Below are 12,285 nucleotides of genomic sequence, written 5' to 3'. Positions count from 1 at the left end.
AGGGACAAATTGTGACTCGGGTAATGGAACGGCAATACAATGCCGATAGGTATTTTGGAAAGAAAAAGGCTGCATTGAAAAACGAACTCCAGACTGCTGAGGCCCGCATCGAAGTTCTCGATAACATCGATGATCTTAAAGAAATGAATGCTCAGCTCAGCGAAAGTCTTAAAAAAGTCATCACCACGGAAACGCAGGCAGACGACAAGCTCTGGGCAGATGTGGACAAGGACGACCACCACCTCGGCGCAGGACTAAACGGACGCTGGTTCTAAAACCGCACCTGCTTCAAATTCCACCCATTCCTGTGAAGGCGCAGCATCCCCCACCTCGGGGGCGGCCATATAGCGTTACCGGACGCATCAAAACACACAGCAGACAATCCGGCACACAAATGTGCGTCAGACACGATGTTTGAACCGTTGCCAGCAAGAAAGACCATAACGATGTAGTGGGAAGAAAAGAAGTGGTACGCCCAAGGGGAATCGAACCCCTGTTTCCGCCGTGAAAGGGCGGCGTCCTAACCGCTAGACGATGGGCGCTCACAAAGTGAGAGAACTTACAAAAAGCTCTGTCTTCGAGCGGATGACCACTCGGGGTTGTGAAGACAACTATGGTACGCCCAAGGGGAATCGAACCCCTGTTTCCGCCGTGAAAGGGCGGCGTCCTAACCGCTAGACGATGGGCGCTCACCAAAGTGAGAAGACTTTTAAAAGTCCTGCCTTCAAGCAGATAACTGCTTGGTATCGCAAAAGAAGCCTTTGGTACGCCCAAGGGGAATCGAACCCCTGTTTCCGCCGTGAAAGGGCGGCGTCCTAACCGCTAGACGATGGGCGCCTAGGCTTCGCTCTCGCGATGGACGGGGGTATATTTGCTAATTCCGCCCTTGGCAAGCCCCCTCCTCAAAAGAAAAGGGGGTTTATCCACCTATCTCGCAACAAAATCTGTACGAGCGATTTGTCGTCCGGTAACTGGGTCAATATAGACCAGCGCCTGACCCGCACCTTCTCTGATCAAGACCACGAGTTTTCCGTCCATCTGAGTGACGGAAACAACCTGTGCTTCAGGGCCAATAGCAATGGTTGCAGCAATATTATCTGCGCTAACATTGGAATTATTGGCATTAATCTTATAGAAGATAGCCGCAAAGACAGCCAATAAGCCGAGCACCATGACAAGGCTTGACCCCATCAAAAGGCGACGCAGCTTTCCTTGAAGCCGCAAAGCTGCTGGATCAAGTTCGTCCTGTACAGTTTCATCGCTGTCATTATTAGGATCACGCATGAACGATAAATCTCCTGAGGGCATCCAGCCACTCACAAACTCTATGATTACCAACGAGCAACAACCAACAGTCATTGTGCCGGAACCAGAAGATACTGGTCGCCGTCTGGACGCTGTGCTTGCTGCGCATGTAGATGACTTCAGCCGCAACCGACTTCAAGCCCTGATCCGGGCTGGTCAGGTTCAAATTGGCCAGCGCACGGTGTTGGAGCCTAAATATAGAGTCTCTGCCGGAGATACAATCACTCTTATTGTGCCTGAGCCAGAAGCTGCTGAACCCCAGCCGGAAGATATACCGCTTACGATTGTTTATGAGGATGACGACCTCATTGTCATCGACAAACCCGCAGGCCTCGTCGTTCATCCGGGTGCAGGCAACCCAACCGGCACACTGGTCAACGCCCTGATCCATCATTGCGGCACGTCACTGTCCGGCATTGGCGGTGTCAAACGCCCCGGCATCGTGCACCGCATTGATAAAGACACAACAGGCCTGCTCGTCGTCGCCAAAAACGACATGGCGCATCAGGGCCTCGCCGCCCAGTTTGCAGACCACGGCAAAACTGGCCCACTGGAACGCGCCTATAAAGCACTTGTCTGGGGCGCCCCGACAGCCATCAAAGGCACAGTAGACGCCAACCTTGCCCGCTCAACTGCAAACCGCCAGAAGATATCGGTCCTAAAGACAGGTGGACGCCATGCAATCACCCACTGGCAGGTTCAAGAGAGATTTGGTCCGCAAGATGAAGTGCCAGTCGCAAGCCTGATTGAATGCCGTCTGGAAACGGGCCGAACCCACCAAATTCGGGTGCACATGTCCCATATCGGAAATCCGCTAATAGGTGATATGGATTACGGATCTGGCTTCAGAACAAAATATAATAAATTTCAGGAACCATTGAAAAGCCAGTTAGAGGAATTCAAGCGTCAGGCCCTTCATGCAGGTCTTCTGGCGTTTGCACACCCAAGAACGCAGGAATTCATGAAGTTTGAATCGGCCTTACCCGCTGATTTTGCTGGAATTCTTGAATCATTACGAAAAATTTAGGCCAAAAAAATTACCAATCTGGTAGCGTTTTGGCCACAATGTTCCCATATAAAAGCTTCAGGTGCGCTTTATCTGAAGGCACCAGTGTGTTTGCCGAAAAGCCTGATCCTCCGATCAGGCGGGAACACTAAGCAAGGAGGGGTGCTTTATGGCCCGTAACCTACCAGCCCTCACGGGTGGCGAAGGCGGTCTAAGCCGCTATTTAGATGAGATTAGAAAATTCCCGATGCTTCAGCCGCAGGAAGAGTACATGCTCGCCAAGCGCTACCGGGAACACGACGAACCTAAAGCTGCCGAAAGGCTTGTAAATTCTCACCTGCGCCTCGTTGCTAAAATCGCAATGGGTTACCGCGGTTATGGCTTGCCACTGGGCGAAGTCATCTCCGAAGGTAACGTAGGCCTCATGCAGGCTGTAAAACGTTTTGAGCCGGACAAAGGCTTCCGTCTGGCAACCTACGCCATGTGGTGGATCAAGGCATCCATTCAGGAATATATCCTGCGCACATGGTCGCTCGTGAAAATGGGCACCACTGCCAATCAAAAACGCCTGTTCTTCAACCTGCGTCGCGTCAAAGGCAAGATTCAGGCGTTTGAGGATGGTGATCTGCGTCCCGATCAGGTCGAGCAGATTGCGACAACGCTTGGCGTGACCGAAAAAGAAGTCGTTTCCATGAACCGCCGCCTGGGTGGTGACTCCTCTCTGAACGCACCACTGCGCTCCAGCGAGGGTGAATCCAGTGAATGGCAGGATTGGCTCGTCGATGAATCCGAAAGTCAGGAAGCTATTCTGGCTGAAAAGGAAGAATACGACGTGCGCCGCGATATGCTGAAAAGTGCAATGAGCGTTCTGAACGAGCGTGAAACACGTATCTTCGAGGCACGCCGCCTTTCCGAGAACCCGATTACTCTGGAAGAACTCTCAACCGAGTTTGGTGTTAGCCGCGAACGCGTACGCCAAATTGAAGTGCGAGCTTTCGAAAAAGTTCAAAAGGCCGTTCAGGAAAGCGCAATGGCCATGGCTGGTCAGCAAGCGGGCGCATAATACCTGCTCCCCTACGGGGGATCGGGTTACTGTCAACTACACACAGAGACAAACCTTAAAGCAGTTTGTCAGGCCCAGAAGCCTGCAAAAGGCTTTAAGTGGCGCAAATGCATAAAAGTTGAATTGAATTAATCTAAAATACAAATAACTTGTAAGAACGCGCTTTTAAATAAACAGCCAAGCTTGTCGTACCCTCAGGCCTCTCCTAAGGTTAATTAATGAGGGGATGTTAGGTGAGTAGGGTCGCTTCCCCTCTTGGGGGGAAATGACATGTTCGGCTCTGGCTGGCTATCAAAGACCAACCGCGCACTCGCTGCGGTCCTATCCTTTATACTCATAGCAATAGCTATACTTGTCCGCATCCTCTACCCGCAGGTATTAGAGAATGTCGGATACTTCAGCCAAACTGCACTGCAATTGGCGTGGCCCAACACCACGTCAGGCGCACCAGTCTACACAATTTACCTAAGCCCGGAATCAGCCGATCCAGCGCAGGAGCCGGTGTATCAGCGTCTGCAGCTCGCGCAAATCCTTCAAAAGCTGGGGGAGCATAATCCCAAGCTTCTGATCATCGATGCTGACCTCAGAAAAGCTGATCTTGCCTCGCCCACTCTGCGAAGCCGAATCTACGACACGCTACAGCCCTCCTTAAGGGCGACCTACCCAAATCACGACCTACTCCTGCAAACCATAATCTCGCATTACCCAGTCATTCTGAACCGGCCTGAAGCTGAGGCAGTCGCAAAAAAACCGCCTCTTTCCAACTACTTAAGGTTCTCCCAAGCGGTTGGATACCAGAGCAACGATGACTATGTACATGGCTCTTCCGCCCTGCTCTACCCTCTTCAATTCAAAGGTAAAACAGAGCATCACGCCTCGCTCGCCTTACAAGCCTGGAAGCAGGCAAACCCATCTGCAGCGCAGCAATTCCAACTCACCAAGACTGCACAAGGCTATCAACTGGAAAGCCCGTCACTCGACATTCCTGTCAGCGCAAACAGCGAAATGATGATCTTCAATCCGCGAGCAGCCTCTGATTATATCCTCAGCGCCGAGCAAATCCTGACGGACAGTGCCACCCTCAAAAACTGGCCCCCTGCCGAGGGCAGCATCTTTGTCATCGGCACACAATCCAGAAGCTCACAGCGACACGCACAGGCACTCCACACACTGCACACCGGCAACTTCGTCGCCATCCCATCATGGGCACAGTACGCTGAAATTGCCGCACTATTCCTGTTTGGAGGCGTCATTGCCGTCATTTCAGCAAGGCAGAGTTTCCGGACGGCTCTCACCCTCACCCTGCTCGCTCTCTTCACAATAAACGCCGCCGCATTCCACCAGTTTGCACTTGAGAACAGGCTTCTCGAACCCTTCTATCCGTCGCTTATCATTCTGCTCATCTTCACGCTCTCCAGCACAATCAGGCGGGTTACCTTCAAGAGCCACCGCACCCAAACCACTGAGCGGTTTACGGGCATCCTCTCACCAAAACAAATGCAGCGCCTGCTCTCAAACGCCGACCCGTTACCCCTGGAAGGCCAACAGCGCGAGATCACGAGCCTCTCGACCCATATCAGGCACTTTCACCGCTACTATGAGGGTTTATCTCCTCAGGACCTTGCAGGCTTCTCCAACGGCTTCCAAAGCGCCCATCTGGACGAGGTACATGTGCACGATGGCACACTGAACACTATGGGTACCGCTGGCCTGAGCGCCTACTGGAACGCTCCGCTTGATGATCCCTTCCACGCATCCCACGCCTGCCGTACGGCATTCGAAATGCTGAAGCAGATGAAACGCTTCAACCTTAAGGACCGCTTCAATTTCAATCATAAGAATATGAAAGACCACGCGGTCACCCTCGACATCGGCATCGCAACCGGATTAGCCACACTTGGCGAAACCGGCACACGGCGGCATTTCAGATACGCCCCGCTTGGCAAATGCGTTGATCTGGCCGACGATCTGGCCCGCCACTGCAAAGAAGCAGGCCACAACCTCCTTATCTGCGAAACCACTCGGGGCCAGATGCAGGAACTGGCCATGCTGGAGACCATTCCCGTCAAAACCAGTCGCTACGAGATGCGTTCCTTTGCGTTGCTGGGAGATCCCTCTCTGGCCTTCTCGGAAAGCTTCCTCAAGCTCAAGAACACCCATTGCAGCATGGTCTACGCACTCTTCGAGGAGAACGATAAGAAAAAGGCGCTCACCCTGATGGATGAATGTAAATCACTCTCTGAGGGGGAATACCACTCCATCTACGCCGCCTTTGAAAAATACATCTTCAGCGATCTGGCTGAGCACGAAGCGATCAAGGATGCAGCGCAGTAATAGCATTTGGCAAACAAATAAAGAGAGCCCCCGAAACTCGGAGGCTCTCAAATTAGTTTAGACCTATATGGGTTAGCGCAGTTCAACCGCGTAAGTTTCAACCGGGGGCGCTGTTTTAATGAGCCCCTGTGCTATCAGGAAGTTCGCAAACCGCTCATAACGCCCAACGTCCAGCGCAGCCGGACGGCTCGCGAAGCGTGGAAGCGTGTCAGCCCATGCCCGCTTGTTCAGCTCATCATCAAGATTTGGGTAGACCTCAAGGAACCCCTGCCATGAATCCTGCGGGTTATTCAGCAGGTAAACGGTTGCCGCTTCAATAGCGTTCATAAACTTCTTCAGCCGTGGGTCATCAAGTTTATCTTTGTGCACCACATAAATCAGCTCATCATAAACCGGCACACCATTTTCTTCCGGATAGAACGCACGCCCTTTTGCGCCCTCAATCTCCATCTGGTTCAGCTCAAAATTGCGGTAACCACCAATCACCCCATCAACCTGACCTGTCATCAAGGAAGGAGACAGCGAGAAATTCACATTGATCATCTCCACATCATCTGAGCTCAGGCCAGCAGTGGAAAGCATCTTGCCAAGCATGGCGCTCTCAAAACCGGATGTGGAATAGCCAATCCGCTTGCCCTTCAGGTCTGCAATTGTCTTGATCGGCCCATCTTCCAGAACGATAAGAGTATTCAGAGGCGTTGACACCAACGTCCCGATACGCATCAACGGCATGCCCTCATCAATTTGCGGATGCAGCGTCTGCTGATAGGAAACGGCAATATCCCCCTGCCCCGCTGCAACAAGCTTTGGCGGCATGGACGGATCAGCCGGCTCAATCAGCTCAACATCAAGACCTTCCTTCTCAAAAAAGCCGCGCGCCTTCGCCACCACAATTGGTGCATGGTCCGGGTTTGCAAACCAGTCCAGCAACACAGTCAGCTTATCCGCCGCCTGCACCTGAACTGTGCTTGCAAGCATCGCCGCACCAAACAGCATACCTAGTTTTTTCATAAGGTTATGTCCTCACACTCTGAGAGCTAGCTCTCTTTTTGCCAATAAATCATCCGAGAAGTGGCAAACTCAACAACCGCCCGCAGGCTCAGCACCATCAATGCAAGCAGGATCAACGCCGCAAACATAGTCGCCGTTTGCATACGCGCATTGGATTGCAACATGATGAAAGCCAGTCCTCCCTTTGCACCAACCCACTCTCCAATCACCGCTCCGATCGGCGCAAAAACCGCTGCAATCCGCATGCCTGACGCCAGCGACGGCAAGGCAGCCGGAATGCGGATATACCGCAGCATCTGCCAACGATTGAGGCCATGAAGCTTTCCAAGATCAAGCAGCGACTGATCCGTCCTCCGCAAGCCATCGAAGAAGGTTGAGGTAACAGAAAAGAAGATCACAATCACAGCCATCACCACCTTGGAAGACAGCCCAAAGCCGAACCACAGCACCAGCAGTGGCGCAATCGCAAAGACCGGAAGAGATTGAATTGCCGCAATGGGCGGAAGCAGAAATGAACGCACCCGTTGGGACATAGACAGCAAAATGGCCAGCAATGCCCCTGCACTCACGCCAAAGATAAAGCCCAGAACAGTTTCCCAGGCAGTAATCCCTGCGTGATACAACAAAAACGCACCCTGATTGAGAAAAGCGGCCCAAACCGCCGCCGGACCTGGCAACAGAAACGGAGGAAACTCTCCAATCCGAACCACACTTTCCCAGAGGAGGACAAAAAGCAAAATCCCGAACAAACTTCGAAGAATTCGTTTTACAGCTCGCTTCAGCATGTCAGCTCCCAACAATGGCATTGGGCATCAAAACGGGCGGAAGAACGGAGCTTGACTTAATTTCTGGAATTTTCCGCGCAAGATCTCCCACTACAGAAATGCAGAAATGGAGATCCGGGGAAAATAGCTCAGGTCCCGTCCCTTCGCCGGCATTACCCGGATCAGGTTCAAAGGGTTAGCTCAACGCAATCTCAGCTTTTCTTGAAGAAAAGCACCCCTCGGATTAGCCAGACCATGCGCGTTTCCACGCGTGTTTGCAAGGAAATTTTCCGATAAGCAAATTCGATATAAGAAAAAAGGCCTCAGCTCCGAGAGAACCAAGACCCTTGAAATTCAAGTGAAATAAAGAAAATCGGCTTACTGCCAGTTCTTGATAGCCTGAGCGATCACCTTGTTACCGGTCGTACCCTTTTCAAAGGTCAGCATCGCCCGGCGACCAGTGTTGTAAAGCAGCGGCACATCAATCCATTCACGCTCCACGAGTCGCTTCAGGTTCTTTTCGCGATCTTCAGCCCGATCAGAAAGCGCAATCCAGAAGAGCGTGTCAGAGACCTTCACAGCAGCACCATCAAGAGGTTCACCAGGCGCAGACTCGCTGGTCTTGAGGATTAGGCCCGGAACCTGTTCAACACCCTTGCCATCAAATCCTGGGGGAAAGAGGAAGTTCAGCTCAAGCAGATGGCTTGCAGGAAGGGACTGGTCTTTGTTTGGCTTCAGCGTCATTTCGACCGCAAGATCCCGGGCTGGAAGCGTCGCCACCGCTTTGATGACCGAAACCCCATCCGCTTCATCCAGTGTCCAGACCACATTCCCACGCGATGCAGAACCTGCTCCGCCCTGACTCAAAGCTTCCTCATAAAGAATGCTCTGCTGCGCCATAGGAGAGATCGCAGCTTTCGTTCCAACGCTCTCCGCTGGCGGGACCGAATTAGTCTCTACAGCAGTAACCTGCTGTTCCGGCTCTGAAACCGGTAGAACCTGAGCAGCTGGCGCTTCTTCTACAGGAACAGCTGGAATATCAGGAGCCTGCACCACGGACGGCTGTGCTGAAGTTTCTGCTTGTGACGCGCTCGAAGAGTTCCGGGTGATCCGGGTCGTTGTAACACGCGTTGCATCCGGAGCAACTTTGGCTTCTTCGTCAGATGGCAACAAACGATCAGTGTTTTTCTTTGGCGTGCGCTCTGGCTCTACCCGGAGCGGTTCATCCGCACTCGGTGTCACGCCGTCAGCGCCGCCGCTGTCGCTTGTCTCAACCGGCAGGATCAAAGAGAGAATTGTGTCGCGCTGGCTGTAAACGCCTGCTGCAACACCAAGAATAACGACAGCCACAATGATCAGAGTCACAAAGCGGCGTGCGTTGGATGGCTTCAGCCCCTCTTCCTGCTCAATGCCATCGCCAACACGCTGTGCGAGAACAGGTTTGCGGGAAGAAGCAGGTTTGCGGGGTGATTTTGGCTTAACCTTGGCAGGTTCGTCAATCTCGGGAACCGACTTGCCTTTTGTTTCCTTCTTGGAACGACGAGCCTCACCTGGCACCCAGGCGCGCTCTTCAGCGCTTGTCTCAACAGTACCCTTGGTCGGCAGTACACCGGCGGGCTCATCCGAAACACTCCCGCTGGCAGCGCCAAGTTCTGGCTCTTTGCGCTCTTTGGGCGCTTTCGGCTCACCAGGCGTTTCTGGTAACTGATCGCGCGCCATCTGGTTGGCTTGATGCGCGGCACTACCAAGATCCTGCGCAGCGCGAACGGCCTCTTTAAACACATCTGCTTTAGAGGCAGGCGCTTTCGGCTCTTCCTTAGCTGGAGCTTTCGGCTTACGGCCCGCTTTGGGCTTTTCATCTGCCGACGGAGCAGGAGCTGCCTCAGTGGCCGCGGGCGGCGGCGCACTTGGAGCTGGGGTGGTTTTAGGCCGCCCCAACCCGAGAGACTCACGAGCAGCTTCGGCTTCGACCTTACGAATGGCCTCCTCAAGCTTCAGCTGCTCCTCAGTAATCTGGGAGGGTGACAGTGGTGGGTCGTAACTCTTGAGTTGCTTTACAATTGCGTTTCGCGCACGCTGATAAACTGCACGCCGTGCAGAACCAGTGTTCTCTTGTAAACCAGCTACCGCCTTTTTCAGAACGGAATTATAGTCCGCCATTTAACTGCCCATTGCTCCCAGAGCTTTATCCTACGACTTAATCCTGGAAAGGATTTTGAACCAGGATTGTGTCATCACGTTCAGGGCTTGTTGACAACAGAGCAACTGGCGCGCCAATCAGCTCTTCAACATGCCGCACGTATTTCACTGCCTGTGCAGGCAATTCCGCCCAGGTACGAGCGCCTTTGGTCGATTCTTTCCAACCAGGCAGGGTTTCATAAATTGGAACAACCCGCGCCTGCGCACCCTGGGATGCCGGAAGGTAATCGATTCGCTCACCGTCGAGTTCATAACCAACACAGATCTTAATTTCATCCAGTCCGTCCAAAACGTCAAGCTTTGTCAATGCAATCCCATTGATTCCGCTGGTGCAAACTGTTTGACGAACAATCACAGCGTCAAACCAGCCACATCGACGACGACGACCGGTGTTCGTTCCAAACTCGTGTCCACGGGTACCGAGGAACTCACCAACTTCGTTCTCCTGTTCAGTCGGGAACGGGCCTTCACCAACACGAGTGGTGTAGGCTTTGGTGATGCCAAGCACGTAATCGATTGAGTTTGGACCAAGACCACTACCAGCTGCAGCCTGACCTGCAACTGTATTGGAGGAAGTTACGAACGGATAAGTGCCGTGGTCGTTGTCCAGCAGCGCACCCTGTGCACCTTCAAACAACAAACGCTTGCCTTCGCGGCGCGCTTTATCCAGCATGTACCAAGCTTTATCCATGTACGGCAGGATCTTGTCAGCAACGCTTTCCAGTTCCTTGTAGATGGTCTCTGGAGCGATCTCGTCACGGCCCAAACCACGCAGAATAGCGTTGTGGTGGGTCAGCAGACGGTCAATCTTCGCTGGCAGTGTGCTCATGTTTGCCAGATCCATCACGCGGATAGCGCGGCGACCGACTTTATCTTCATAAGCTGGGCCAATACCGCGCTTGGTGGTGCCGATCTTGGTGCCAGCTGGGCTTGCATCTTCACGCAAAGCGTCAAGCTCGCGGTGCAGGCTCAAAATAAGCGTAGCATTGTCAGCAACGCGCAGGATTTCCGGGGAGATTTTAACGCCCTGCTCTTCAAGGCGCGCAATCTCGGCCACCAGAGCATGAGGGTCAATCACAACGCCATTACCAATGACAGAGAGTTTCCCACGAACAACACCAGATGGCAGCAGTGCCAGCTTGTAGCTCGTGCCGTCAATAACAAGCGTATGGCCTGCATTGTGCCCGCCTTGGAAGCGTACAACAACGTCGGCTTGCTCGGAGAGCCAGTCGACAAGTTTACCCTTACCTTCGTCACCCCATTGTGACCCAACTACGACAACGTTGGCCATGATTCTTCAGCCCTCCTGCGGCTGCCAGCGTATTTCTGAAATACGCCGTCATACGATTTGCTTTTCCGTTTAAAGTGGCTTGTCAGCTCAGAACGCAAATCGTGAGAGACAACATAAGAAACCCCAGCGTAAAAGCCGGGGCGCAGTTACAGCGCCTTATAATCTGTCAATCCCTCAAATACGAGCCTTTTTCCTTCAAAATTGGGCTGTGACCAATAAATTTTGCGCTCGCGGTGAACCTCTGTTGATTGTTTCTCTCGCAAAACGGGTGGCACACGAACAAGACCCAGTGTTATTACTAAGTTCAGGTCCTATCACTCATTTTTTTTTGCACATACTGCAAGAAATTTCACCAAGATGAATGTACTTTATGAATGCACAAAAACTTGACTGGCTCGGCTGGTCTATTCTCTTGCTGCTGGGCACCCTGTGGGGCGGCTCATTCTTTTTTGCTAAAGTTGCACTGGAAGAAATTGCTCCCATCACTCTCGTCTTCCTTCGGGTAGGAATTGCAGCAGTGGGCATGTGGGGTTACCTGCTCATTACAAAACAATCCATCCCGCTTTCGGCAAAGTGGATTGGCAGCTTCCTCCTGCTAGGCTTCATCAATAACGTCGTCCCCTTCTCGCTCATCTTCTGGGGCCAGCAATACATCGCAGCCGGACTTGCATCCGTTCTCAACGCTTTCACCCCAATCTTCACGATGCTTGTCATGCAGGTGCTAAGTAACGAAGAAAAGTTGACCGCAACCAAGCTCGTTGCAGCCACGATTGGAATTATCGGAGTGGCGATCATGGTTGGCGCAGATGCACTCAGTGGAGCCAGCAGCCAAGTCCTGCCACAAATCGCAGTTTTGGGAGCAGCCCTGTGTTATGCCTTCGGCGCTTTTGTCATTATGCGCCTGCGCAAGCTGCCACCTACCGCACTAGCAACCGGCCAGCTCACAGCCTCCACAATCCTGCTGATACCCGCAGTCCTCTATGTGGCACCAGCCCAGCAACTAATGCAGGCTTCTGCGATTACATGGGCAAGCGTCCTCATTCTCGCACTCGCATGCACCGGCTTTGCCTTCATTTTGTACATCCAGCTGTTCAAACTCGCCGGAGCCACCAACGCAGCCTCCGTAACTCTGGTCATCCCGGTCAGCGCAATCATTCTGGGCGCGATCTTCCTCAATGAACGATTGGAATCCAATCACTGGATCGGCATGGCCGCCATCTTCACGGCCCTCCTGCTCATTGATGGTCGCCTCACCAAAAGATTGACAGGCAAAGCAAAGGTACCCGCCTAACAAAAAAGCCTCCAGACCCGT

General features: G+C 52.8%; 10 protein-coding genes, 3 tRNA genes and 1 riboswitch. Of the genes, 5 read left to right on the top strand and 8 right to left on the bottom strand.

Translation table 11 applies throughout. The annotated features are described in order from the left end of the window. Nucleotides 1-74 precede the first annotated feature (74 nt). Nucleotides 75-275: a hypothetical protein gene (locus tag IE076_RS15595; protein WP_209009165.1), complete on the top strand. Its 201-nt coding sequence runs from the start codon at nucleotides 75-77 to the stop codon at nucleotides 273-275. A 192-nt stretch (nucleotides 276-467) separates the two neighbouring features. Here the strand turns inward: IE076_RS15595 and IE076_RS15590 are convergent. The 4 genes from IE076_RS15590 to IE076_RS15575 form a co-directional block, all read right to left on the bottom strand. Beyond that, nucleotides 468-542, bottom strand: a tRNA-Glu gene (locus IE076_RS15590). 72 nt (nucleotides 543-614) lie between these two features. Beyond that, nucleotides 615-689, bottom strand: a tRNA-Glu gene (locus IE076_RS15585). Between the two features lie 73 nt (nucleotides 690-762). Continuing rightward, nucleotides 763-837 (bottom strand) — tRNA-Glu (locus IE076_RS15580). Between the two features lie 90 nt (nucleotides 838-927). Further along, nucleotides 928-1,284 (bottom strand): DUF6476 family protein, encoded by a 357-nt coding sequence (locus IE076_RS15575; RefSeq protein WP_189437694.1) that lies wholly within the window; start codon nucleotides 1,282-1,284, stop codon nucleotides 928-930. Here IE076_RS15575 and IE076_RS15570 point away from each other — a divergent pair. The 3 genes from IE076_RS15570 (at nucleotide 1,283) to IE076_RS15560 (ending at nucleotide 5,708) form a co-directional block, all read left to right on the top strand. Next, on the top strand, nucleotides 1,283-2,332 hold the full coding sequence (locus tag IE076_RS15570; protein WP_189437693.1) for an RluA family pseudouridine synthase: 1,050 nt from the start codon (nucleotides 1,283-1,285) through the stop codon (nucleotides 2,330-2,332). The two genes, IE076_RS15575 and IE076_RS15570, sit on opposite strands and share 2 nt — an antisense overlap. A 148-nt stretch (nucleotides 2,333-2,480) precedes the next feature. Beyond that, complete coding sequence (gene rpoH / locus IE076_RS15565; RefSeq protein ID WP_054665527.1) at nucleotides 2,481-3,374, top strand: RNA polymerase sigma factor RpoH; 894 nt, start codon at nucleotides 2,481-2,483, stop codon at nucleotides 3,372-3,374. Between the two features lie 270 nt (nucleotides 3,375-3,644). Continuing rightward, entirely contained in the window at nucleotides 3,645-5,708 is a 2,064-nt protein-coding gene (locus IE076_RS15560; protein ID WP_189437692.1) for an adenylate/guanylate cyclase domain-containing protein, read from the top strand. Nucleotides 5,709-5,780: 72 nt separating this feature from the next. Here IE076_RS15560 and IE076_RS15555 read toward each other — a convergent pair whose 3' ends face one another. From IE076_RS15555 to IE076_RS15540, 4 genes are all read right to left on the bottom strand, one after another. Next, on the bottom strand, nucleotides 5,781-6,719 hold the full coding sequence (locus tag IE076_RS15555) for an ABC transporter substrate-binding protein (RefSeq protein ID WP_189437691.1): 939 nt from the start codon (nucleotides 6,717-6,719) through the stop codon (nucleotides 5,781-5,783). A 26-nt stretch (nucleotides 6,720-6,745) separates the two neighbouring features. Beyond that, on the bottom strand, nucleotides 6,746-7,456 hold the full coding sequence (locus tag IE076_RS15550; RefSeq protein WP_189437745.1) for an ABC transporter permease: 711 nt from the start codon (nucleotides 7,454-7,456) through the stop codon (nucleotides 6,746-6,748). Between the two features lie 169 nt (nucleotides 7,457-7,625). Beyond that, nucleotides 7,626-7,733, bottom strand: a riboswitch (TPP riboswitch). A 128-nt stretch (nucleotides 7,734-7,861) separates the two neighbouring features. Next, complete coding sequence (locus tag IE076_RS15545) at nucleotides 7,862-9,643, bottom strand: hypothetical protein (RefSeq protein WP_189437690.1); 1,782 nt, start codon at nucleotides 9,641-9,643, stop codon at nucleotides 7,862-7,864. 37 nt (nucleotides 9,644-9,680) lie between these two features. Next, complete coding sequence (locus IE076_RS15540; protein ID WP_189437689.1) at nucleotides 9,681-10,973, bottom strand: adenylosuccinate synthase; 1,293 nt, start codon at nucleotides 10,971-10,973, stop codon at nucleotides 9,681-9,683. 370 nt (nucleotides 10,974-11,343) lie between these two features. On the opposite strand from IE076_RS15540, the gene IE076_RS15535 reads away from it, so the two are divergent. Continuing rightward, nucleotides 11,344-12,264, top strand: a complete 921-nt coding sequence (locus IE076_RS15535) for a DMT family transporter (RefSeq protein WP_189437688.1) — start codon at nucleotides 11,344-11,346, stop codon at nucleotides 12,262-12,264. Nucleotides 12,265-12,285 lie beyond the last annotated feature (21 nt).

Source organism: Pseudovibrio japonicus (assembly GCF_014651595.1).
GTDB lineage: Bacteria > Pseudomonadota > Alphaproteobacteria > Rhizobiales > Stappiaceae > Pseudovibrio > Pseudovibrio japonicus.
This window is presented reverse-complemented; position numbering and strand designations above follow the sequence as displayed.

Bases quoted from the DNA above. Each gene is read 5' to 3' on its own strand.
- IE076_RS15545 (WP_189437690.1), bottom strand. From the start codon at position 9,643: ATGGCGGACTATAATTCCGTTCTGAAAAAGGCGGTAGCTGGTTTACAA.
- IE076_RS15535 (WP_189437688.1), top strand. From the start codon at position 11,344: ATGAATGCACAAAAACTTGACTGGCTCGGCTGGTCTATTCTCTTGCTG.
- IE076_RS15570 (WP_189437693.1), top strand. From the start codon at position 1,283: ATGAACGATAAATCTCCTGAGGGCATCCAGCCACTCACAAACTCTATG.
- IE076_RS15555 (WP_189437691.1), bottom strand. From the start codon at position 6,719: ATGAAAAAACTAGGTATGCTGTTTGGTGCGGCGATGCTTGCAAGCACA.
- IE076_RS15575 (WP_189437694.1), bottom strand. From the start codon at position 1,284: ATGCGTGATCCTAATAATGACAGCGATGAAACTGTACAGGACGAACTT.
- IE076_RS15560 (WP_189437692.1), top strand. From the start codon at position 3,645: ATGTTCGGCTCTGGCTGGCTATCAAAGACCAACCGCGCACTCGCTGCG.
- IE076_RS15540 (WP_189437689.1), bottom strand. From the start codon at position 10,973: ATGGCCAACGTTGTCGTAGTTGGGTCACAATGGGGTGACGAAGGTAAG.
- rpoH (WP_054665527.1), top strand. From the start codon at position 2,481: ATGGCCCGTAACCTACCAGCCCTCACGGGTGGCGAAGGCGGTCTAAGC.